Origin of the sequence: Chelatococcus reniformis, assembly GCF_014640075.1 — a bacterium.
GTDB classification, from domain to species: Bacteria; Pseudomonadota; Alphaproteobacteria; order Rhizobiales; family Beijerinckiaceae; genus Camelimonas; species Camelimonas reniformis.
Genome location: NZ_BMGG01000007.1, coordinates 1 through 20662, shown reverse-complemented (window position 1 = coordinate 20662; position 20662 = coordinate 1). Strand labels below are relative to the sequence as shown.

Below are 20662 nucleotides of genomic sequence, written 5' to 3'. Positions count from 1 at the left end.
AGCACGGGACGACGGTGTTGGCCGGACTAGACCGACCGGGTCGAACCGGTGGCATGTCATTAGAAAACTAGCTGTCGGATAGTCGAGTCAATGCGACGCTCTCCAGTTGTGCGAAGAGCCCTATCTTATACCGGCATCGACACGCTGACGCCAGCCGTCGGTAACATGCACGGACTGCTTCCCAGCATGGTGTGCGGGCAAGTGAAGAAGCACCTCGACATCGAGAGGATATCGAGGATTAAGCGCGAGACAGGGGCATTGCTGACGCTGCATGGCGGGTCAGGGACCGACGACAACAGCCTGCGCCAAGCCGTCTCCGCAGGCATCAACATCGTCCACATCAATACCGAGTTGCGCGTTGCGTGGAGGTGCGGCCTCGAGGCCGGCCTCGCAAACAAGCCAAGCGTCCTCGTCCACACCGAGGTGCCGCAGGAACTATCCGGATTGGGATACGGATCGCGCTTGGCCCATGGCGTTTTCGAAGTATTGCGCCGGGATGGGAAGAGAGTGATCGCGAAATGCTCTTTCATGTCGTCCTACGCCGGCCGCCACCCCGAGTACGGGGTGCTCCTCGATGGTTGATCAGGACATCGAGCGGAACACACATGCGCGCGACGCTGTTTGGCGACGATATCTCATGCCTATCGAATGCATGTTCAAAGGGAATTTCTAATATCGCCCCCTGTGCGCCATCGTCGGGCATGCAGGAACGGGCCGGAAGCGTACGGCCACCACGACATTGATTGAAGGCATTGCACCGAGCCTCCGAGCCGTGCGTGGTCAGCAAAGGAGACACCCATGAAATTCTGGAGGCCTGTCGGCCTGGCTGTGGCCATCTCGTTGGTCGTCGGCACTGTCGTGGCGCTTGCACAGATGAAAGCAGCAGCTCCGGCCAACCCGGCTACGGGCGTGGTGGACGTCCGTGGACAGATGCGTGTGCCAGAAGACTATCGAACCCTATATCAAGCGCTTGGGAATTGGGCGATCGCCGGCGAGAACGGGCAAGGCTCGAGGGAGATGCACGCCGTCTACGCCTCCCCGGGGGCGATCGACGCCTACCGCAAAACGGGGCGCTTCCCAGACGGTGCCGTTCTCGTGAAAGAGGTCTTCGCGACTTCGACGAACGAGATGACCACTGGCACAGTAAGCCATGAGGACGAGCTCAAGGGCTGGTTTGTCATGGTGAAAGACAGCAAGGGAGCGCATCCCGGGAACCCGTTGTGGGGTGACGGCTGGGGATGGTCGTGGTTCGATGCGGACAAGCCGCTCAAGACTACGTCTACCGACTACAAAACTGATTGCCAGGCGTGCCATGTGCCGGCTCAGGCCACGGACTGGATTTATGTGAAGGGATATCCCGTCCTGCGTCACTAGGTCGGCGGATGTATCGATGCTTTCTTCTCATCCCTTTTGCGGGGCCTACTGTCGGGTCGGCTGCGCGGCGTGAGAAAGCGTGGCATGCATGAAATCATCGTGACTTTTCGTTTCGGTTATCAACTCGTCGGGTCCGACCGGATTTCGGACAACAAACAAGCGCGCGGAGGTCAGCGTGTCCTTCTCAGTCTATGACATCACCGTTCCTGTCATGGTACATGGGCTGAACGTGATGGACGACTATCTTGACGACGCGCAAGCGCTTGAGCGGACCAAGAAATTTCAACCCGGGAGGATTCTTGGTGAGCGGCTGGCGCCGGACATGCTGACGTTTGGAGAGCAGTTCTCCGTAAGCTGTAACAAGGTCGAAGCCCACATAGCGAAGCTGTTGCAGCGCGACCATCCCGCGCCCCGCAACATCCCGATGATGTATCCGGCATTGAAGGGACGACTTCTGGAGACGCGCGGCTTCCTGCAAAACGTGCAGCCTGAGGAAATCGCCGGTGCGCAGTCCCATACATTCGAGCTGACGCCGCCAATCGTGCGGGGGTGGTACGGCGGCGATGACTACATCCGGCACTTGGTTTTGCCTGATTTCTTCTTCCATATCTCGATTGTCCACGCGATTCTCCGGCACTTGGGAGCACCGATCGGCAAGCGCGACTACCTCGGCAATCTCACGCAACAAAGCGGCGGTGACTATTCCTAAGACGCAGGATCGGTTCAGACCGCAAGAGTACTGGGTCAATCCTGGTGCTCTTCGGCGCCTTCCGATTTTCGGAATGACCACACGGAGCGCAGTCGCTAGTTTGCCCGGATAAAGTGGCAGCTGAAGCTGCCCGGGTGCCGCTGCAGGTAGTTTTGGTGCTCGGGCCCGGCCTCCCAGAATCGCTCGTCGGGATTGATTTCCGTCAGCGCCGGACCAGGCCACAAGCCCGAGGCTTCGATGTCGGCGATCGTCGCGAGCGCCGTCTCCTTCTGCCGTTCGTCGGTGTAGAAGATTGCGGAGAGGTAGCTTGATCCAAAGTCGCTCCCTTGCTGCTCATAGGTTGTCGGATCGTGAACCTGGAAGAAGTGCTCGAGGATGGTGCAGTAGCTTACCAGCGCGGGATCGAAGGTGATCTCGATGGCCTCGGCATGCCCTTGATGATTGCCGTAACTCGGGTCGGGGAGATCGCCGCCGATGTAGCCGGCTCGTGACGAAACCACAACACGCAGTTGCCGGAACATTCCTGCGTGCCCAAAAGCAGCCGCCGGCCAGCACCGCCTTCTCGATCGTCATGTCAAAATCCTCCAGTCGACCAAGCGCGAAGGTAGCCGGCGCCAACGTGGCGAGATCATAGAAAGTGGGCATCCCATCGATAGCCGGGCGGGACGGGATCGTCGCCATCAGTCGTGGTACCCAGTCTTCCCGACCCCGCCATAAGGATCTGATCTGGCATGCAGCAAGGCGACGAATACGCACCCGACGCGGCCCATGTGTCGGCCCTTACGTCAGTTGTACAGACGTTGCTCGCGCACGTTCTGGCACTTGAGCCGACGCAAGAGGCGGCCGATGGCCTCGTGGCGCGCCTGCGTAGGGCATCGCGTCACGCTCCGCGGTTTGTGCCGGACGACGATCAACATGCAAGTCCGGTCTCACCCTACCAAGAGGCGATCGAGGCCTGCATCGGGCGGATCGTCGACAAAGCGGTCAGCCAGCACACATACGCGCATCGCACGATACTCCGTGCGAGAGACGAGCGGTTCTGAAACGTTCACGAGACCCGAGGGGACGAATGGCGACGTACACGATACAGATTCCAGGTGGCCAGCTTTCCGATAAGCGCAAGGCCGCACTTCCGGAGGCGGTCAAGGACGCGCACGCCACGACGACCGGAGCACCTCGCGAGCTCACCCAAGCAACCGTGCTGGAGATCGCCTCGGCATGCTTCTGGCTTCATGGCACACCGCTGGAGTGCCATCAGATCTTCGTTCATGGCTTCGTCGCTAGCGACGCGGAGCATTCCCACGGGCCGGTGCTCCGCGAAGCCGTAGCCTCCGCCGTGGCGAACGCCGCGGATTACGAACGTGGAAGCGTCGTGGTGACAATTTCCGAGGTATCACCCGACAAAATGAGGCCGGGATCGCCGAACCGATGAGCGAACACTCCGCAGTGCAGAATGCTCCGCAACTTGTCTCATTTGCTGGCACCGTCGAGGTGTGCGAGCGGTGGCTTTCCCCAGGCTCTCGCGCAAGAAGACTGTTCGATTGAAGGCCAGCCTTTCTGGATGCGATTCGTCATTGCGAGCGAAGTGACCTAGGCGTTCAAACTGTAATGCCTGACCATGGACATCGGGGGCGCTCGCTCGGCAGCCGCTTAGCGTTTGCATGGATAGCGGGTCGAGGCCGCCGCGAGATCCGTCAGACCCGGACTCGCTGCCGAGAAGAGCCCGCCGCCGATCATAGTCGGTCGGTATGCCGTATGGTTTTCGCCGCCTACGGCCTTTTTCCGGAGACACCAACCGGCGCAACGGGCCCGATCGAATTGAACGCGTCAAATGTGCGTATGATGCGATCACGTGTCGCCTTGTCGGGAGCCACTTCCGACATGGCGAACAGGCTTGCCCTGGCGCCTGCCACATCGCCCGATGCTAATTGCTGACGCGCAAGGTTTTGCCAGGCTTCAAGCGCGCCAGGCGCGATCTGGGTAATGCGCCGATACACTTCGGAGACTCGATGAGGATCGCTCCCATTCTCCGCTCGAACGACATGGTTGTTTAAAAGCCGGACCAGCACGTCACGGTTGTTCATCCGAAAGACGCTGAGTCTGGAGGCGTCGCCTTCCTTGCCAAGATAAGTTCGGCAAATCTCGGCGATCTTCGGTTCCGGCACCAGGCTACCGCCCGCGAAGGGATCGATCACCACGGGGCTCCTCTCGCCGATCTGGACGAGGACATGGCCGGGCAGATTGAGTACATAGGCGTTCCATCCCGCCCGACGAGCCATCGCGACATAGAGGATTGACAGTGAAATCGGCAGGCCGCGCTTACGATCGAGCATCCCGATAAAATCTGCATTGATCGGCGCGTCATAGCTTTCGTTGTCGCCGATAAATCCGAGCTCACCATGGAGCACGTGTGACAGCACTGCGGCACGTTCTCTCGTAACAACCGCGATATGCCCTTCATGACACACGCGGTCCTCGATCTCTTCGAGCTTTTTTAGATAGGGGGCGATATCCGTACTCTCGTGATCGAGATGGCTCAGCGCCAGCGATGCCAAGTCGAGAAGGATATCCTCATCCTCAATGAGGCCGATGGAGGCGACATCCACGGTTAATTCTCCCTCTCGATAATGCCAAGCTGCGACACCAGCTTCGGCCAGCTCTGGCGAATGTCCCGGCGATAGGCGTCTTCCCCGCTCGACCGCTTCAGGTTCGTATCGCCAAGCCATGCGGATTGCTGCGGGCTGAGCAGGTCCGCGACCGAACTGCGATAAGGAACGGCGAGGTTGATCCGTGTACGCTGAGCCGGCGTCAGAGGCAGGCGACGGGCCACATTCTTACGTAGGTAGAACTGCGGTTCACGGTCAAGCTCGAAACCGCGGCTTTCGATCGGGTTGAAGCCTTCGGCACTGGCATAGGCATCCAGAACAGGGCGCGAGGCCTCGCGGGGATCGAAATACACTTGCACCACTTCCTCGCCATCCACCCAGCCGGCATCGGTCGTGATGACCGCCGGATGCGTGGCGAGGCTTGTTTCGCCCGACCAAAAGCATGGGGTCGTGTAGGTCATGCATTTGCTAAGACCATATTCGACCAGCAAGTCGCGCCCCAACAAGCGGAAATAGCCGGGCACCTCATCGTCGAGCATCGCGAGAACGGCGGCCATCTTATCATGCAGTCCCAGCGCGTCGTAGCGATCCGCCAGCTTGGGTACGAGCTCGGCTCCGTCAGGCCTAAGGAACCGCACCACGGAGTTATTCCACGACGGCTCGTCGGAGCGGTGCAGGATCTCGGTGTCGGCACCAGGATGGTTATTGAAGATCGCCACCGGCACGAACCTGTCGGTGATGAACTCCACCATCAGCGGATGGGTCAGAACGTCCTGCCCGAAACGCACGCAGGTCGAGCACCCGGGCACTTCCTGGAACAGTAGCAGAACAGGCTTGCCCTGTTCTGCCGCGAGCTTCAGGCCGCGATCGTAATCACGCAGCCACGCGACTTCGCCGAGTTCACGATGCTCGCGAAAGGAAATTGCGCTTATTTGCATGCCCATAATATGGTGAGGCCGGTTCGCCATACAATCAGGATGACGGCAGAATGACCTGTAAGGAGGGTTTGGCGTTCGAATTTGGATGCCGCATGCCGCGATTTCCGTAACAGGAGAAATCCGTCGATGCGAACTCGCCCTCGCTTGAACCAAGCCAGTTGAAGCGCAGCAGCGCGATGCCCGCTGAAGGGACCCACTATCACCAGTACACCGAGCCCGACCTGCTCTTCCGGGACGTGTCGCTGTACGGCGAGCTTGCTGGAGGGGTACACTGACGCCGCGGAAAAGAGGGCGTGGTTCCTGCGCGAGCCCGCGCTGACCGTCGCGCAATGGGCCGTGCCGAAAGTCCAAAACAGGAAGCCGGGAGTCCGAAGTCGCCTCGCCTGCGCTAGGATCCGCATCGGTTCGAATCCAGAGTGAGGCAAAGCTCTGTGCTAACGCAAGACGCGATCGGCACGAGCATCTCAACAGCCTGCGCACCATGGATTGGATGCCCGACTTGAGCGACGCAAACGTACTGCAAGGCACCCCGGCCAAGACGCCGGCGGAGGCCGACGCGCCAGCGCTTTCGCGCGAAGCAGATTTCGACGTCGACCTCTTTGTGATCGGAGGCGGGTCGGGGGGCGTCCGCGCAGCGCGCGTTGCGTCGGGACACGGCGCAAAAGTGATGCTCGCCGAGGAATACCGGCTGGGTGGCACGTGTGTCATCCGCGGTTGTGTGCCGAAGAAGCTGTTCGTTTATTCAAGGAGGAGTTCAACGGCGATCCTGGGCGGTTCGTTCTGCGCATCGGATTTCCCGACTTCCCGCACTGTCCGTTCGGGCAGGCTTTCTCCATGCTTGGATTTGACACGGCTGAGCAATCCTACGTCTGGCTGGTCACTAGCATTGTGCGAGACTCCAGGCTTGAGAGAGTCCCCTACCAGGGGCGGGATATTCCCGGCAACGAATGAGCCATCGATGGCGAGGTCGCTGGTGGCCCGCCACCGGCTCGGCCCAAGGGGTGCCCCTTTTCAAAGGACGTGAGATGAACAAACAGATCATGAAGCAAACAATGCTGTCGCTTGAGGCATGCGACCTCGAGAGCGCAAGAGAAAAATATTTGGAATATGTCCAGAGTGCCCGACTCGATAGAAGTGAGCCAATCGAGAACGACGAGCAAGCGCGGGCGGAGTTCGCGAGCGACTTGTCGGAAGCATTCGACGACACGATTCATTCGCACTCCGACAAAATCGAGAAACTCTCCGCGATCGACTTTGGACCGAAAAGCACGGTCGAAGAGGGCGCAATGGTGAAACTAGGCGGCCGGTTTTTTGTTATTTCCGTGTCGACAGGCACGTTTCTGTGCGACGGCAACGAGATCATGGGGATCTCAACACAAGCTCCGATCTATGCCGAGCTGGAAGGCAAGCGTGCCGGTGACGCGGTCTCGTTCAACGGACGGGAGCTCGTTATCGAGGAGGTTGTCTGATAACAATACCCGAGGTCCAGGCAGCTCATTGGATTGACGCGGCCCCGCGATGTTTGAATGGGGCTATCGTGTCGGCGTCATTCCGATCTTTGCGGTCCCAAAAGGGTTTGCTGCAGGGCGACCATTCGCGGACGTGGATCATGACGCGTGGGATCATGATAACGCGTGCGGAGTCGGTGTTACTGCAGCTATGATAGCGCCAGCGATCGAGGTTATCGCCGCTATCGCGAGACCGATCTCATATCCCGCCTCGAAAGAGGCGACTCCGGCGGCCAATGCCACGCCCGCGAGCTGTGCGACGCGGCTCGCCGCATTGTTGATTCCGGAGGCGAGCCCTTCGTCTGTCTGGTCGACGCTCGACAGGACCGACGCAGTGAGCGGCGCTACGAGCAAGGCGAAGGACAGCCCAAGCAGCGTCATTGGTACGATCACGCCGACCATCAAAGATTCCTCCTGCCCCAGCGCCATCCACACATAGGCGAACGTGGCACCCATCGGACCCGCAACGAGCATGACCCGGGCACCGACCTTGTCTGCGAGTCCGCCGAAAATGCCTGACAGAAGACCGATGCTTAGCGCGAAAGGCAGGAACGCCATGCCAGCTGCGGTCGGCGAGAGCGCGCGGCGCTCGACGAGATCGAACGGAAGCAAGAAAAACATGATCGAGAGCCCCGCATAGATCATCAGGGTCGCGATATTCAGACCGAGGAAAGCGCGGTTCTCCGCAAGTCGGGGCGGCGTCATGGGGTGTTTGCTTCTGTGCTCCCAGAACCCGTAAGCAGCCAGCCCGACAATAGCGAGCCCGACGACGAGAGCTGCCATTGGGCCCGATGGCGCCGGCGCGTGCCCAGCGACTTGAGCTTCAGCAGCACCGACCCGGCTGAGCGCGCAGGCGAGCGCCGCAAGCGCAGAGGCAAGGATCACGGCGCCGATCACGTCAAATCTGCGCCGGATGAGGCTATCTTTGGGAGCGAAGACTAACAGAATTCCGACCACGACAATCGCCACCGGCGGGTTGATCCAGAACACCGACGGCCAGCCGAACTTCTCGGTCAGCCAGCCGCCCAGGACCGGACCGCCAGCCGTGGTCAGAGCCGATGCCGCCGCCCATACGCCGATCGCCCGGTTCCGTTCCGTGCGTGGATAGGTGGCGCCGATCAGAGCCAAACTAGCGGGCGTAACGATCGCTGCGGCTGTTCCCTGTATCGCGCGCGCGGCGATCAGCCAGGCCGGCGACGGCGCCAGCGCACAAGCAGCCGACGCCAATCCGAACAGGAGGCCCCCAACTGCGAGCATCCGCGCCTTGCCGTAGACATCCGCGAGCGCCCCGCCGATCAAGGTCAGCGAGGCAAGCGCCAGCATGTACCCGTTGAGAACCCATTGAACAGAATCGAGATCTGCGCCGAAATCAGCGCGCAATCTTGGCAATGCGACAGGGAGCGCTGTCGCGTCGATGAAGGCCATCGATGACGCGAGCACGCAGGCCGTGAGCACCATGTGCCGGCGTACGGGCAGCACTTTTCGTCCCTGCTCTTCCGGGCACGGTTCCGAATCGATGATGCCGCGGCCGCACGGCTCCACAAACGTCTGCGTCATTCATCGATCTCCTCAGCCTTCTGCTGCTGATCGTCCATCAAGGCGGCAGCAGCATCCGTTCATGCGGCAATAGGGCTTGCGATCCGCGCACCGCCGTTCGGCCCAGGCGACAACAGCGTCCGGCACTATTCTGACGTTCAGAGGAGAGCTTGGGCTGTTTCGAGGCCGGAGATTCGCCATCGCACGGCTGGACACCCGGAATGCACTGACGCTGGAAATCGGCCGTTTGCGCGGGCAACGACACCTTCACGCGCGGCGCTTTCGACGGCACCGCGCAAGGGGACACTGAGCGGCAATTTGATTTGCATATTCCCCCCTTGCACGGCCGTATTCAACGCGCCGGCATAGATCGGAACACGAGGGACAGCGACGTCGGAGTGAGGCTAGGGTATGATACTGAGTAGGAGAATTACCTTTGGCCATGGTGTCGATAGCCGCCCGTTATCGGTTGAGTTGAAAAGACACCGGGCTCGAGACGAGGGGAAAATAAGTCGCTAGGATCACGCTCGCTCGTGCGAAACATCGCGGTCGCACCGCAATTTGCGTCCACCCACCATCATAGCGCAGGGCTATCGACTCGATAGCGTGACGTGATTTCCCATTCGCGGTGCAGAATCACATTGTGCACGGGTAGTATACTCATGTGATGAGAATCGTGGGCTTATGACCTGAGGGCGGCGGGAGTATCCGCGGCAGCCGGACATCAGGATCCCCGTGACCGGAGTTCGACGCCGACCTTAGCGGATCGGGCGAGCGATTATTACTATCTGGCCGCAGCGGTTCATTTAGAAAGTAAATTTCCCATGACGGGATCGACGGCAGCGAAACACTCGGGAACACTGGTCGAAGTTGCCGCGCCGGTCGTCGATAATAGCGATGCACGTCCGCCGCAGCGCTTCTTCGCGTACCCCGGCGCCAGTGCCGTGTCGGCGGCGAAGCTGATCCGCATCAATCGCTTATTGGCGTCGGAAGTCGGGCTCAATGCCGACTGGCTGGAGAGTTCCGACGGAATCGCCATGCTGGCGGATAAGAGCTTCCCGGTCGGGGCCGAGCCGATCGCGCTGGCCTATGCCGGCCATCAGTTCGGCAATTTCGTACCCCAGCTTGGCGATGGCCGGGGCGTTGCTGGTCGGTGAGATCGTCGAGACGAAGAGCAGACGACGCGACCTGCATCTCAAGGGCTCGGGACGGACCCTGTGCTCGCGCGGCGGCGACGGGGGCGCCGCCGTCGGCCCGGTGCTGCGCGCCACCGCCACGTCCAATTCGGCCCGTTCCGGGGGCTGTCACAACATGAGTCGCCGCCAACAGGGCGGCGTATTTTGGAAGGGGAACGCGTTGAGCGACTATGATTCGGCGCGGGCCACGGTGGCGCAGGACGAGACCGCCACTTTGATCGCTGCAAGTAAGGTCGAGGGTACGAGTGTCTACGCCGCAGACGGCGAAAGCATGGGGTCGATACGACGTCATCTTGGATAAAGTTTCTGGCGATGTGGCTTATGCGGTGCTGTCGGTGGGCGGATTCCTCGGAATGGGCGCAGACTATCACCCCCTCCCGTGGAAATTGCTGTCATATGATACGACGCTTGGTGGTTACCGCGTCTCGGAAGGTTCCGACGGCTGAGGGGAGGTCCGACCGTCCCAAGCAACTACGCAAGCGATCGCGGCTGGAGCCGACGGGTCGATGACTACTATGGTGAGTCGATCTGATCAGATCAGGAAGGGTCCAGCCGGAGCCGTCTGACTCGGGCAAGACGCTGGTCCTGAGTGTCAAAACACGGCAAGCCGTCAGCGCCAGATATGAGCTTGCGGCCCGCTGTGGCTGCGGCACCAGTCAACGGGACGCGCGGCTTCACCATTGCCTTTAAGCGGCGATGACCAAGTCTTTGAGACAGTCGTTGGAGCGAGAGGGTCAACAGAGGGGTTGAGGGATGGGCGATGAAGGCGCCACCGGCGGGTCTCGTGTCTCTGCGGGCATTCTGTTCCACCTCGGCCTTGGCGGGGTCTTCGACGGAATCGTACTGCACCAAGTGCTTCGGTGGCATCATATGCTAAGCAGCTGGTATCCCATCGACAGCATTGAGAATGTTAAGCTAAACACTTTGTGGGGACGGCATCTTTCACGGCGTCACTTACGTGTTCGTGGTCATTGGGCTGTTCATTCTTTGGCGCTTTGCACATCGGCAACATCTCGTATGGTCCACCAAGCTCTTGATCGGCTCGGTTCTTCTCGGGTTCGGGACCTTCAACACAGTCGAAGGCATAGTCGATCATCAGATTCTTGGCGTGCATCACGTAAACGAGCAGGTCAGCGAGGCTGCCCGCTTCGCTTGGGACATGGCATTTCTGGCGTGGGGCGCCGTAATGATCGCGGACGGGTGGCTGATCATGCAACGGGGTAAGCGCGACATGGCCTCGATGGCATCGTGAGGCTCGCCGCGCCCTGGGCAGCGCTCGCGCTGGGACTTGCCGTTGCGACAGCCCCGGCGTGGGGGATTTTTCTGTTCGGGTTCAATCCGACGCTTGACGAACTACTCGCGGCGGTCTGCCGCTCACAGCCATAGCCGCCTGCCCAGGGCGCGGGGGGACCTAATCGGCTCGCCCCGCGTCTCTCCCTGCATGACGCAGTCGTATAACAGCCAAGTTCCGATCCTGCTGGTGGTGAGAAGCCTAAGGGGCTTCACTTACGAAATTCGGCGGTGGGGTTTTGCAGCGCCCCTTCTGACGGGCTCGGATTACCAAACCGAAGGCGCAGCGCGGGAGGCGGGGCGCTTCGCGTTGGCCGAGTTCAAGTTGCGTCTCCGAAAGGATCAACCTTCAGGGGAATTGGATCAACAATGAACCGGAACACAGGCCCGCCTTCCGACTTTCTTCAACCGCAAGGAGCGCTGCATGAGCACCGATAAAGAAAAGCGGGTCCGCGAGCTGGCTTACAAACTGTGGGAAGCGGACGGCTTTCCGGAGGGGCGGGAGCTGGATCACTGGAACAAGGCCCGCGATCAGATTGAACGAGAGGAGTTCGACGGGCAAGCGGCCACCGAGCCGAGCGGGGGCGGCCGGACGCAGCCTGATCCCCCGAAGGAAGATAGCAGCCGTTAACGCGCCTAGGCCTATGCTCGAGGCATGGGCCGCCCACCACGCAAGCCGCCGCAGCAGCGCGCCACCCCGGCCGGCATCACCGCCAAGAGCCGGACGGTCGCGCCGCGACGGCGTCGGGCGGATGAGCCGAAGCTATTCGATCAGCCCCCGCCGGGCTGGATACGCCGGCCCTCGCCAAGCTGGTCTACAAGATCCCGACCGGCGCCGGCTGGTCGCACGAGATGAAGCTCGACGGCTACCGCCTGTGCTGCCAGGCGGTCGACGGCGCGGTGACGATCTGGACTCGCAACGGCCACGACTGGACGGCACGGTTCCCCGGCATCGTCGCCAGCCTCGCCAAGCTGCCCGTGCACAGTGCCGTGATCGACGGTGAGGCCGTCGTGCTGGACGAGTGCGGCGTGCCGAGCTTCGGCGCCTTGCAGGTCGCCCTCGGCCGCGGTTCGTGGAAGGCCGCGACGGATGCCATCCTGTACGCCTTCGATCTGCTGCACCTGGACGGGATGGACCTGCGGCCGTGGAAGCTGAGCGAGCGGCGCGACGCGCTATTCAACATCGTGCCGGCGACGCTGCTGCACATCCGCATCAGCGAGGATATCGAAGGGGACCCGCGCCGAATATTTGAGGCTGCCTGCGAGCACGGGCTGGAAGGCATCATCAGCAAGCGGCAGGCCGCGCCCTACAGGTCGGGCAGGACCGGGGATTGGGTGAAGACGAAGTGCATCTCCTCCGACACATTCATCGTCATCGGCTATGAGCCCGCCTCGTCAGGCGTGGGCGTCGGCGGCCTGCGCCTTGCCGAGCGTGGCGACGACGGCCGGCTCGTATCGGTCGGCGGTGTCGGCACCGGATTCACCCGCAGCGTGGCAGCGTCCCTCGGGCGAAAGCTCGACGCGATCCGCCAGCCCAAGCCGGCGGTGCCGGGTCTGCGTTCGAAGACAGTCGTGTGGGTGCGGCCGGAGTTGCTGGCCGAGGTGGAATACCGGGCCAAGACGAACGACGGCGACTTGCGGCACGCCAGCTTCAAGGGGCTGCGGGATCCGTCGGACCAATAGGCTGCCTCGGAGCGGCAACCTGGGAACTTAGTCGCTGCCATTCGCGTCTTTCTCCTGCCAAGTTGCAGGAGGGCGGCACGTGGACCAGGTAAGGCAGATCAACAGCACGCGCGCAGTCTCGCTCGTATTGAGGGCCGGGCGGGGGCTTTTCGGTACGAGATTCGCCGTACGGCTACGCTGGCTCGCTTGAGGTTGGGTCGGTGCTCCCGAGTGAGCAGGAGGCTCGAACAGCGGGCGCCACGGCACTGGCCCTATTCAATGCGGATCCGACCAAGCTCGCCCAGTGCGCGCGAACAGTCTGAGACCAACTCGGGACTGATGCCGGCCCGAGCTGCCGCGGACTTCACGGCGCGGTGCACGACGAGACGCGCGACCGCAGCTTGCGGGCCCCATGTTCAAAGACCTGCGCTCAGACGGTGAATATGTATCAGGGCCCCGGTCCGGCAGACTTTAGTTCATGCGCTGCCGCCTCGAGCTTGGTCCGATCATTGCCATGTTGATGGATGAGCTCCCGCACCTGCTCGCGCGAGAGCCCGAACTTTTGGGCAAAGTCGTCGATCTCGTAGTCCTGACCGGCCCCGACCCGGGCACGGTCTAGAGCGCCCACCTTCGACTTATCATCTGACATGTGCGTTCCTCCATCACGGAAACGCAACGCCCAAGGTCCGGATCGGTTTCAAACTAGGCTGGGCACCGCCAGCGGCGGATCTTCCTTCTCACCGCGGGCCACAATCCGGAGCGCCCCGTCCGGCAACGGCCGCTGGAGCTCAAGCGCGATTGGTGCTGGTGCCATCAGCCAGGTTTCACAATCGTCGCGGGTCGTCAGGATGACGGGCATGGCCTTCGGATGGAGCGCGCCGACTTCTGAATTCGGGTTGCAGGTCAGGAACGCGTATAGGTCGTTCGTCGTCTCGCCTTCCTTCATCTTCCGCACCGACGTCCAGCCGGGCACGTGGATGCCGGCGAAGAAGGCTAGCGGCCGGCTCTCGTCCAGTGCGAACCACGCGGGCGGCCGGCGGCCGTCCGGCAGCGGCTCCGGTTCCGAGAATGACGTGAAGGGCACCAGGCAGCGGCTCTCCGTGCCGAGCCAGCGGCGCCAGTGCGGGCTGGCAGCGTTGCGGACGTTGGTGACGCCCAGGTCGGGCTCGCGCCTGATCATATCGGCCATGTCGACCTCGGCGCCCTTGGCCCGCAGCTTGGCGGCGCGCTTCTCGGCCGCCTCCTCAACGACCTTCCGCGGCGACGGCATCCCCCATCGCGCCATCACCAGCTCGCGCACGCCGTCGACGGCGGCGCGCACGATGGGCGCCGAATAGTCCGGGTATATCCCGGGCTGCGGCGGCAGATTACCCACCAGGAAGCGGCCGATGTCCCGAACGAACTCACCGATCGCCTGCGGGCCCTTGGTGTGGCTGTAGAGGTTGCACATGGGCGCTGACCCTAGCCAGCAGCGCCCTTGCGCTCAACCTCGAAATGAGAACATTTGCGGAACGAGCCGCCTTTGGAGTTCCGCCCATGCACCTCGATGCGCCGTGCTGGCCGTTGCACATCGTTGAATATCCCGAGAGCTTCAAGGTTCAGGACGGCGCAGGCTTCACGGTCGCCTACTTCCATTTCGATCCGTCGCCGCAGGTAGGGATCTGCCCCCTCAATCGGTTCGGGAGAGCGCGCGCACGACGGTTCGCCGAGATGCTGGTGGAGGCCTGCGAGCGTGAGCAGAACCAGCAGACATCGGCCGCTCATCCGCCGAGGTAGCGCTTCCGCCGGATCGCCTCTTCGATCTCGCGCGCCAGCATAGACGGCACGTAGGGCTCAACCGTCGGGTCAAGGCCATCAATTCGAGCGCCGCACTTCCATCCGTACTTTCGAGGCTTCCGCCGCTCGTCATAGGGGTTGTGCGGACATCGGCGCATGAACCGATAGAGCAACTCCACTAGCCTGACGTTCGGCCCGAACTTCGCGGCGCACGCCGCGACCCGAGTGGGGCCGCCTCGCGTGCAAAGCGCGCAGCTGAAGCAAATCTCCGCATGCGGAAACTCCATCAGGGTCGTGTCCAGGGTGGGTAGTTGGTCCAGCGGCTTGTCCATGAGCGGGTCTTGACGCCGGGTGCGGCGATGCGAGAACAAAAATAGAACATCGCCGTTGGAACGCCAGCCACCGGAGGTCGCAATTTTGCCTCAGCTTCGCCTACGCCGCACCTGGGCCGATGGCCGCGACAAGGAAGACTGGCTCGTGATCGACGAGCATGGCGAGCCGATCGGCCGCATCTACTGTCATCGCGAGGCGCCGCCCGGGGTGCCGGCGTGGTCGTGGCAGGTCGGGCTATGGGGGCGCGCCCACCGAGTAGACCGGGCGGGATCCCTCGACGACGCCAAAGTGGCCGCGCGAGCGGCGTGGGACGGGATGCGCCCGAGCATCGCGCCGCCCGAGTACGAGGCCGCCCGCGACGATCGGCGGCGTCACGCCGAGCTCGGGCGCTTCCAGTCGCGACGGCACCCAATCCTCTACGTCTTCGGCTGGGACTCTCACGCCGCCGCTGACGCACGGATCGAGGAGCTCCATGGCTGCCTGGAGGACTCTGCCGAGGCGATGGAACTGGATCAACTAACGCGGCTTGTGGATGATTGGCTGGCCTACGTCCGACGATAAGCCGTAGCCGGCGAGGGAGGCCGACATGCATCCGTGGCAGCCGATCGAGACCGCCCCGCGAGACGGTTCAACCAAGGTCGACCTCCTGTTCCCGTATCCCAATGGCCGGAAGGTGGACTGCGTTTGGGGTTGGAGCCCTCTCGAAGAGGACTACTCCTGGCAATGGCTGGAACCACGGTACGAAGAGGACATCCTCCTACCTGAGGAGCGATGGGCGACCTGCTTGGTCTACGGCATGCAGCCGACCCACTGGATGCCGTCGCCGGAGCTGCCCGAGGAATATCGCCATCCTCTCCAGTAGCGCCGCGCGAGGGGAGCCTACCACGCACCGCGCCGCAGCAGGCTTCCGCTTGACTGATGAAGGTCCGAGGAATATGTTAAAGTATATCGAGTTTGCATGTCGAGCTACCGGCGTCGATGACGCTGCGACCGATCTTCCTGACAAAATCGATCCGCTGTCAGTCCGCGTGTCCAACGCGGATAGGCGAATTCTTGTGTCGATTTAAGGGATAATCGCCATGAACGTTGGTACCGTCAAATTCTTCAATGCCATTAAGGGTTTTGGCTTCATTCAACCCGACAACGGCGGCGCGGACGTCTTTGTTCATGTTTCCGCAGTTGAACGCTCTGGGCTGCACGCGATCAGCGAGGGCCAAAAGCTCAGCTTCGACGTTGAGAAGGACCAGCGCAGCGGAAAGTTTGCCGCGGCCAATCTTCGAGCAGTCTAATATGCTATAGTGCTGACCACGGGTGTATTGTCAGCACTGGGGGGCAGAAGAAGGTCGGGCTTTGGCCCGGCCTTTTTTTACTTCTTATCACGCTTTTGAAGCGAAGGAGGGGTGTTTTGAGCCACTTGCCCCCCATGGGAGCAGCCGAGCCGGTTTCAGCCGAGGAATTCAACGAGAGGTTGGCACGGCTATCGGCCAAGATTGGAAGCATCTCGGCCGGATCACCTCGACGCCCGTCGTCTCCTCGCTTCCGCCTCAATAGGGAGCGGGCCTTGGTCCCGAACGATCCCGCAGCTAGCCAAGACACTGAATAGGCCTAACCAAAGCCGTCAAAGCCCCGGAGACGGCCAGTGAAAAATCGTGGGCCGCCTGAAACTCAGGCTGGCAGTTGGCGTTCTCATGCCATGTCGCGTAACAAAGCTCTTATCATCGACGATGAAGTGTTGATCCGGATGATGGAGGCCGACACGGTTCAAGAGGTCGGCCTCGATGTCATCGAATGCGGGGATGCAGAGGCCGCTCTCGACTACCTTTCCAAACCTGCCGCTGCGAACGAGGTCTGCCTGGTGGTGACAGACGTTCAAATGCCGGGGATGAAAGGTGTCGAGCTCGCGCAGCATATCGCCGAGCATTTCCCTTGGATCCACCTCATCATCACGTCAGGTTGGCATGCCAGTCTAGGGCAGCGGCCGCCCAAGGCAGAGTTCCTGCCCAAGCCGTGGCCGATCGCCAGGCTGGCCCAGATTGTGAAGAAAGCGCAGGCTGAGTGCTAGGTCTGTCGAAGGAACCTGGCGTTGGCCGATGATACACAAGCTTACGGCTCAGCAGCACCAGCTCCTAGAACCCTGACGGGAATGGACAGACGGATCACCAAGCCGTCGCGCCGCCATTCCCGCAGGACCGTCGCGCCAAGCGCGCCCTTGATGGAGTGCTCGAGCCGGCTTCCAAAGCCGGTGATCCCGTCCGGTGGCGTGATCGGCGGTCCGCCCCTCTCGGCCCAGGTCAGGTGCAACGTGTCGTCGACGAGCAGCGTGCGGATGGCGATTCCGCCCTCGGGGACACTGAGCGCTCCGTACTTGGCAGCGTTGGTCACGAACTCGTGGAACAACAGCGCCAGGTTGACAAGGTTGCGCGCCCCGACCTCCGCGTCATGCCCGGCCATGACCGCGCGCGCGTTGTCGGCATCCCGATATGGCGCAACGAGGCCCTCGAGCAGCCTGAACAGCGTTGTGCTCGGCTCGGTCAACGAGTGGCCGGCATGAAGACTCGGCAGAGTCATCTCATGGGCGCGCGCCAGCGCGATGAGCCGCTCCTTCACCGAGCGGGCGAGTGCCGCCGGCGTGTCGGCGGTGCGGGCAGCTAGGGTAACGAGGCCGCCGGCGAGCGCGAACAGGTTCTTGATGCGGTGATGCATCTCGCGCATCAGCAGAGCCTGGCGCTCGGCCGCCCGCCTCCGCTCGGTGATGTCACGGGCCACTTTCGAAGCGCCGACGATCCGTCCGTCGTGGCCGCGCACCGGCGAGATGGTGAGCGAGATGTCGAGCAGCGTGCCGTCCTTGCGCCGCCGGATCGTCTCGAAATGGTCGACGCGCTCGCCGGCGTGAATCCGAGCGAGGATGGCCGGTTCTTCATCGAGGCGGTCTTCAGGGATGAGGATGGTGACGGACTTGCCGATGACCTCCTCGCCCGTATAGCCGAAGAGTCGCTGGGCGCCCCCGTTCCAGCTGGTGATGATGCCTCGCAGGTTCTTGCTGAGGATCGCATCCTCCGAGAATTCCACGATGGCCGCAAGAAGGGCTGCGGGGTCGTGCAGCCCGGGGTGGCCGTCCGCCGCCTCCGGCACCGTTTGCGTCTGCGACTTCCGTCCCTCCGCTGCGTCGGCAGGCGGGAGACTGTCACTCTCGTTCGGCGGGACGTGCCGTGGTTCTACCATTCGATGGATGCTCGTTGTGGAGCGCGTCCCTCGCGCGTTTTACAAGAGCGCATCGGACGGGCGCCCTGTGCAAAGGCGGCGGTTTGCATCGCCGAGGGGCCGCACGTCGGCTACGAAGCATGGTTCAACGCCGCCCGCCGTCGCTCCAAGCCGGTCCGGGAACCTTTGCGCCCCCCAAGGGGCGAGCCCATCAGGTAAATCACATCTCGACCTGACGGCTCAACTTGACCGGCGGCGAAAGGACTCAGCCGATCATCTCAATGACGAGCTTACGCAGCTCCTCGCGGGTCAATCCATTCGCGGGCGGCATCGGAGCCGGATAGAGTGACTGCGTGGAATAAATGGGCTGCGGCAACGGGGAAGGCGGCACGACGAACCCTGCGAGGGCGTCGGATCTCATAGCGTGCAAAGGATGTCCTTGGAAGCCGCGTTTGGCGGGACAATGAGCTCATGGCTGGGCCGTGAGCGGACGGCAGAATTGCCACAGCTCAACCCCCGTGCGACTGGTTCATCCAGTACATTCTGAAAGGGCGGGAGCCAGTTCCTCTGTGTATAGGAAAGTGGCGCACACAGCAAGGACTAAGCCCCCCGCCGGTCCGCTGCCAGGCCCTTGCCTCGAGAACCAATGAAGTGCAAAATTACCTCGCTGGTGTGAGCCGAGGGGCGTGTGCCAAAGCTGCTGCGGACGCAGCGGCGTGCGAAAATCAATCAGCTTCTAGCTGGCGGCGACGGAGATGACATCACCTTCGCCGACCGCCTGCGCCACTCATGGCCGAGCCACCCATGCTGACGATCTCTCGACGGCGCTCGGGCGTCAGGCGGCAAATCCACGCGGCTTGATCGACATCTGACGTCTTCCAACCGGCCACACGCAAGGCGAAGGGCCGGCGCAGAGGCCGCACCGGCCATTCGGGCCCTCCCGCCGAATGGATTGGGGGGTGACGCGCGAGCCGGGGCCTATTGGAGCGCGGCAGGGCGGGGTTGGCAAGGTAGGCGCATCGGCTGCGGCGGCGAGATGCGGCCGACTACCTCATCATGCGTAGAGGTCCTCTCCTATGAGCCGTGTTGGACGCGGCTCGGCGCGGCCTAAGCTCGCCCCAGCCGGCGGTTCGACCCCCAAATGAACCGACGGTTAGAGCCGGGCCATCGAACCCCCTTCGGTGCCCGGCTCGCTCAGCCACGCCCTATTCGAGGCCGCGCTCCGGTCGACGCCCTACCCGGCGCCAGGCAGGCGCCCTATGCCGACATCATCGATCGCCGACCGCCTGAGCGTGCCGCACGATCTGGCGGTTGGCGGGCGGCGGCGCGGCGGCGGTCTGATCAACGCTCGATCGTACCGTCCCGGCGGATCTTCTTCTGGAGAAGAAGCATGCCGTAGAGGAGAGCCTCCGCCGTAGGTGGGCATCCGGGAACATAGATGTCGACCGGCACGACTCGGTCGCAGCCTCGAACGACCGAGTAGGAGTAATGATAATATCCGCCGCCGTTGGCGCAAGAACCCATCGAGATCACGAATCTAGGCTCCGGCATCTGATCGTATACCTTGCGTAGCGCGGGAGCCATCTTATTGCATAAGGTACCGGCCACAATCATGAGATCCGACTGGCGTGGACTTCCGCGCGGCGCAAAGCCAAAGCGCTCCCCGTCGTAACGCGGCATCGACATATGCATCATCTCGATTGCGCAGCACGCCAAGCCGAAGGTCATCCACATCAGCGATCCGGAGCGAGCCCATTGGATTGCGTCATCGGTCGAAGTAACGAGGAAGCCCTTGTCGGCCAGCTCGGCGTTAACGTCCGTGAAGAACGGCTCCGCCACGCCGATCGGCCCGCCCGAATTCGGCCCAACGATGCCCTGGCGATGGCGCACGATAGGGTCGGGTAGCACCAAGCGATCCTCCTATTCTCATATCGTGGCTCCCGAAACAAAGCCTGGACGCCCCACCGCGCCCAGGCGCATCTGCGCAGTGCAGCCCTTCAGCTCAGCGAGTAAGCGTCGCCGCCAAGGTGCAGTCGGGAAATTGGGGGCATAGTTAGCTTAGTCGACAGGTTCAGATTTGATTCCTCGTCCTAGTTCCTGCCGTCGAGCATCATCGATCTGCGCTTTGGTGTTGGGGGTACCTGCTGCCTCGTCGTCGGTGCCCAGAGGCGCAGCCGCGGGATCGCTGCCGGGCACCTTGTCCCCTGTCCTCCCAGCATCGATGTCGCCCCGCAACATCTCGACCGTTGCGGGCGAGGCCTCATCTTCCTGATCAATCAGCTCTTGAGCTTTCCGCCAGTGTTCAAGCTCTCGGCCCTGCGGAAACCCGTCCTCCTCCCAGAAGCGGTAGGCGAGAGCTCGAACTCGGCCTTCCTTGCTTATAGCCATCTGATGATCCTCCCTGGTCAGCATGCGATGGAGGGCCCCAGCCTCGCGTATCGAACGCACTTTGGCGGACGAAATGTATCCTCCCTGCTCCTTCGATGGCACCGGTCAACCCGCGGGCACCCGGCCTTAAGATTGCTCAAGCTGG

24 protein-coding genes and 3 pseudogenes are annotated in these 20662 nt (G+C 62.2%); 17 read left to right on the top strand and 10 right to left on the bottom strand.

The window, feature by feature from the left end:
* Positions 1-90 precede the first annotated feature (90 nt).
* The 3 genes from IEW34_RS30315 to IEW34_RS18850 all read left to right on the top strand — a co-directional run bounded on the left by IEW34_RS30315 (position 91) and on the right by IEW34_RS18850 (position 2083).
* Positions 91-582, top strand: a complete 492-nt coding sequence (locus IEW34_RS30315) for a class II fructose-bisphosphate aldolase (protein WP_210324532.1) — start codon at positions 91-93, stop codon at positions 580-582.
* Positions 583-798: 216 nt separating this feature from the next.
* Positions 799-1374 carry a cytochrome P460 family protein gene (locus tag IEW34_RS18855; protein ID WP_188610780.1) on the top strand — a complete coding sequence of 192 codons (576 nt, stop codon included), beginning with the start codon at positions 799-801 and terminating at the stop codon, positions 1372-1374.
* A 175-nt stretch (positions 1375-1549) separates the two neighbouring features.
* On the top strand, positions 1550-2083 hold the full coding sequence (locus tag IEW34_RS18850) for a DUF1993 domain-containing protein (RefSeq protein WP_188610779.1): 534 nt from the start codon (positions 1550-1552) through the stop codon (positions 2081-2083).
* Positions 2084-2178: 95 nt separating this feature from the next.
* On the opposite strand, the pseudogene msrA reads toward IEW34_RS18850, so the two are convergent.
* Positions 2179-2656 (bottom strand): annotated as a pseudogene (gene msrA, locus IEW34_RS18845) (peptide-methionine (S)-S-oxide reductase MsrA).
* Positions 2657-2814: 158 nt separating this feature from the next.
* Between msrA and IEW34_RS18840 the strand changes: the two are divergent.
* Together IEW34_RS18840 and IEW34_RS18835 are read left to right on the top strand one after the other, a co-directional pair.
* Positions 2815-3126 (top strand): hypothetical protein, encoded by a 312-nt coding sequence (locus tag IEW34_RS18840; protein WP_188610777.1) that lies wholly within the window; start codon positions 2815-2817, stop codon positions 3124-3126.
* 26 nt (positions 3127-3152) lie between these two features.
* Positions 3153-3515: a tautomerase family protein gene (locus tag IEW34_RS18835; protein ID WP_188610776.1), complete on the top strand. Its 363-nt coding sequence runs from the start codon at positions 3153-3155 to the stop codon at positions 3513-3515.
* Between the two features lie 337 nt (positions 3516-3852).
* Here the strand turns inward: IEW34_RS18835 and IEW34_RS18830 are convergent, their stop codons facing one another.
* Entirely contained in the window at positions 3853-4689 is an 837-nt protein-coding gene (locus IEW34_RS18830) for a transglutaminase family protein (protein WP_188610775.1), read from the bottom strand.
* A 2-nt stretch (positions 4690-4691) separates the two neighbouring features.
* Entirely contained in the window at positions 4692-5627 is a 936-nt protein-coding gene (locus tag IEW34_RS18825; RefSeq protein WP_188610774.1) for a VPGUxxT family thioredoxin-like (seleno)protein, type 2, read from the bottom strand.
* Between the two features lie 601 nt (positions 5628-6228).
* Between IEW34_RS18825 and IEW34_RS18820 the strand changes: the two are divergent.
* Both IEW34_RS18820 and IEW34_RS18815 read left to right on the top strand, forming a co-directional pair.
* Positions 6229-6378: pseudogene (locus IEW34_RS18820) on the top strand (FAD-dependent oxidoreductase); the annotation flags it as partial.
* A 274-nt stretch (positions 6379-6652) separates the two neighbouring features.
* The gene (locus IEW34_RS18815) at positions 6653-7096 is read left to right on the top strand and encodes a hypothetical protein (RefSeq protein ID WP_188610773.1); all 444 of its coding nucleotides are present in this window, start codon (positions 6653-6655) and stop codon (positions 7094-7096) included.
* Positions 7097-7249: 153 nt separating this feature from the next.
* On the opposite strand, the gene IEW34_RS18810 is transcribed toward IEW34_RS18815, so the two are convergent.
* A complete protein-coding gene (locus IEW34_RS18810; protein WP_244642087.1) occupies positions 7250-8692 on the bottom strand; it encodes an MFS transporter in 1443 nt (480 codons plus the stop codon).
* Between the two features lie 803 nt (positions 8693-9495).
* Here IEW34_RS18810 and IEW34_RS18805 point away from each other — a divergent pair.
* From IEW34_RS18805 to ligD, 5 genes and pseudogenes are all read left to right on the top strand, one after another.
* Positions 9496-9828, top strand: a complete 333-nt coding sequence (locus tag IEW34_RS18805; protein ID WP_373288272.1) for a protein adenylyltransferase SelO family protein — start codon at positions 9496-9498, stop codon at positions 9826-9828.
* 284 nt (positions 9829-10112) lie between these two features.
* Positions 10113-10313, top strand: a complete 201-nt coding sequence (locus tag IEW34_RS31060) for a PRC-barrel domain-containing protein (protein ID WP_308424384.1) — start codon at positions 10113-10115, stop codon at positions 10311-10313.
* A 307-nt stretch (positions 10314-10620) separates the two neighbouring features.
* Positions 10621-11119: pseudogene (locus tag IEW34_RS18795) on the top strand (DUF2243 domain-containing protein).
* Between the two features lie 462 nt (positions 11120-11581).
* A complete protein-coding gene (locus tag IEW34_RS18790) occupies positions 11582-11788 on the top strand; it encodes a DUF2934 domain-containing protein (protein WP_188610772.1) in 207 nt (68 codons plus the stop codon).
* A 221-nt stretch (positions 11789-12009) separates the two neighbouring features.
* On the top strand, positions 12010-12840 hold the full coding sequence (gene ligD, locus IEW34_RS18785; RefSeq protein ID WP_244642086.1) for a non-homologous end-joining DNA ligase: 831 nt from the start codon (positions 12010-12012) through the stop codon (positions 12838-12840).
* 427 nt (positions 12841-13267) lie between these two features.
* Here ligD and IEW34_RS18780 read toward each other — a convergent pair whose 3' ends face one another.
* Together IEW34_RS18780 and IEW34_RS18775 are read right to left on the bottom strand one after the other, a co-directional pair.
* Positions 13268-13468 carry a DUF3606 domain-containing protein gene (locus tag IEW34_RS18780; protein ID WP_188610771.1) on the bottom strand — a complete coding sequence of 67 codons (201 nt, stop codon included), beginning with the start codon at positions 13466-13468 and terminating at the stop codon, positions 13268-13270.
* A gap of 48 nt (positions 13469-13516) precedes the next feature.
* The gene (locus tag IEW34_RS18775; protein WP_188610770.1) at positions 13517-14269 is read right to left on the bottom strand and encodes an SOS response-associated peptidase; all 753 of its coding nucleotides are present in this window, start codon (positions 14267-14269) and stop codon (positions 13517-13519) included.
* Between the two features lie 86 nt (positions 14270-14355).
* On the opposite strand from IEW34_RS18775, the gene IEW34_RS18770 reads away from it, so the two are divergent.
* Positions 14356-14595 (top strand): hypothetical protein, encoded by a 240-nt coding sequence (locus IEW34_RS18770; protein WP_188610769.1) that lies wholly within the window; start codon positions 14356-14358, stop codon positions 14593-14595.
* Here IEW34_RS18770 and IEW34_RS18765 read toward each other — a convergent pair.
* Positions 14580-14927: a hypothetical protein gene (locus IEW34_RS18765; protein WP_188610768.1), complete on the bottom strand. Its 348-nt coding sequence runs from the start codon at positions 14925-14927 to the stop codon at positions 14580-14582. The genes IEW34_RS18770 and IEW34_RS18765 overlap by 16 nt on opposite strands.
* Positions 14928-14982: 55 nt before the next feature.
* Here IEW34_RS18765 and IEW34_RS18760 point away from each other — a divergent pair, with 55 nt between their 5' ends.
* The 4 genes from IEW34_RS18760 to IEW34_RS18745 all read left to right on the top strand — a co-directional run bounded on the left by IEW34_RS18760 (position 14983) and on the right by IEW34_RS18745 (position 16990).
* The gene (locus IEW34_RS18760) at positions 14983-15489 is read left to right on the top strand and encodes a hypothetical protein (protein WP_188610767.1); all 507 of its coding nucleotides are present in this window, start codon (positions 14983-14985) and stop codon (positions 15487-15489) included.
* Between the two features lie 25 nt (positions 15490-15514).
* Positions 15515-15790, top strand: a complete 276-nt coding sequence (locus IEW34_RS18755; protein ID WP_188610766.1) for a hypothetical protein — start codon at positions 15515-15517, stop codon at positions 15788-15790.
* A gap of 217 nt (positions 15791-16007) precedes the next feature.
* Positions 16008-16217 (top strand): cold-shock protein, encoded by a 210-nt coding sequence (locus tag IEW34_RS18750; RefSeq protein ID WP_188610765.1) that lies wholly within the window; start codon positions 16008-16010, stop codon positions 16215-16217.
* A gap of 404 nt (positions 16218-16621) precedes the next feature.
* Positions 16622-16990: a response regulator gene (locus IEW34_RS18745; protein ID WP_210324531.1), complete on the top strand. Its 369-nt coding sequence runs from the start codon at positions 16622-16624 to the stop codon at positions 16988-16990.
* Between the two features lie 41 nt (positions 16991-17031).
* Here the strand turns inward: IEW34_RS18745 and IEW34_RS18740 are convergent, their stop codons facing one another.
* The 3 genes from IEW34_RS18740 to IEW34_RS31120 form a co-directional block, all read right to left on the bottom strand.
* Positions 17032-18150, bottom strand: coding sequence for a PAS domain S-box protein (locus IEW34_RS18740; RefSeq protein ID WP_188610763.1), 1119 nt, complete (start codon positions 18148-18150; stop codon positions 17032-17034).
* 1320 nt (positions 18151-19470) lie between these two features.
* Positions 19471-20040 (bottom strand): NuoB/complex I 20 kDa subunit family protein, encoded by a 570-nt coding sequence (locus IEW34_RS18735; protein WP_373288271.1) that lies wholly within the window; start codon positions 20038-20040, stop codon positions 19471-19473.
* Positions 20041-20187: 147 nt separating this feature from the next.
* Positions 20188-20517, bottom strand: coding sequence for a DUF2934 domain-containing protein (locus IEW34_RS31120; RefSeq protein ID WP_188610762.1), 330 nt, complete (start codon positions 20515-20517; stop codon positions 20188-20190).
* Positions 20518-20662: the final 145 nt, after the last annotated feature.

Excerpts from the sequence above, each read along its gene's own strand:
- IEW34_RS18745 (WP_210324531.1), top strand. The coding sequence starts at position 16,622 with ATGTCGCGTAACAAAGCTCTTATCATCGACGATGAAGTGTTGATCCGG.
- IEW34_RS18780 (WP_188610771.1), bottom strand. The coding sequence starts at position 13,468 with ATGTCAGATGATAAGTCGAAGGTGGGCGCTCTAGACCGTGCCCGGGTC.
- IEW34_RS18750 (WP_188610765.1), top strand. The coding sequence starts at position 16,008 with ATGAACGTTGGTACCGTCAAATTCTTCAATGCCATTAAGGGTTTTGGC.
- IEW34_RS18840 (WP_188610777.1), top strand. The coding sequence starts at position 2,815 with ATGCAGCAAGGCGACGAATACGCACCCGACGCGGCCCATGTGTCGGCC.
- IEW34_RS31120 (WP_188610762.1), bottom strand. The coding sequence starts at position 20,517 with ATGGCTATAAGCAAGGAAGGCCGAGTTCGAGCTCTCGCCTACCGCTTC.
- IEW34_RS18775 (WP_188610770.1), bottom strand. The coding sequence starts at position 14,269 with ATGTGCAACCTCTACAGCCACACCAAGGGCCCGCAGGCGATCGGTGAG.
- IEW34_RS18765 (WP_188610768.1), bottom strand. The coding sequence starts at position 14,927 with ATGGACAAGCCGCTGGACCAACTACCCACCCTGGACACGACCCTGATG.
- IEW34_RS18855 (WP_188610780.1), top strand. The coding sequence starts at position 799 with ATGAAATTCTGGAGGCCTGTCGGCCTGGCTGTGGCCATCTCGTTGGTC.
- IEW34_RS18755 (WP_188610766.1), top strand. The coding sequence starts at position 15,515 with ATGCATCCGTGGCAGCCGATCGAGACCGCCCCGCGAGACGGTTCAACC.
- IEW34_RS18815 (WP_188610773.1), top strand. The coding sequence starts at position 6,653 with ATGAACAAACAGATCATGAAGCAAACAATGCTGTCGCTTGAGGCATGC.
- IEW34_RS30315 (WP_210324532.1), top strand. The coding sequence starts at position 91 with ATGCGACGCTCTCCAGTTGTGCGAAGAGCCCTATCTTATACCGGCATC.
- IEW34_RS18805 (WP_373288272.1), top strand. The coding sequence starts at position 9,496 with ATGACGGGATCGACGGCAGCGAAACACTCGGGAACACTGGTCGAAGTT.
- IEW34_RS18740 (WP_188610763.1), bottom strand. The coding sequence starts at position 18,150 with ATGGTAGAACCACGGCACGTCCCGCCGAACGAGAGTGACAGTCTCCCG.
- IEW34_RS18790 (WP_188610772.1), top strand. The coding sequence starts at position 11,582 with ATGAGCACCGATAAAGAAAAGCGGGTCCGCGAGCTGGCTTACAAACTG.
- IEW34_RS18770 (WP_188610769.1), top strand. The coding sequence starts at position 14,356 with ATGCACCTCGATGCGCCGTGCTGGCCGTTGCACATCGTTGAATATCCC.
- ligD (WP_244642086.1), top strand. The coding sequence starts at position 12,010 with ATGAAGCTCGACGGCTACCGCCTGTGCTGCCAGGCGGTCGACGGCGCG.
- IEW34_RS18825 (WP_188610774.1), bottom strand. The coding sequence starts at position 5,627 with ATGCAAATAAGCGCAATTTCCTTTCGCGAGCATCGTGAACTCGGCGAA.
- IEW34_RS18835 (WP_188610776.1), top strand. The coding sequence starts at position 3,153 with ATGGCGACGTACACGATACAGATTCCAGGTGGCCAGCTTTCCGATAAG.
- IEW34_RS18810 (WP_244642087.1), bottom strand. The coding sequence starts at position 8,692 with ATGACGCAGACGTTTGTGGAGCCGTGCGGCCGCGGCATCATCGATTCG.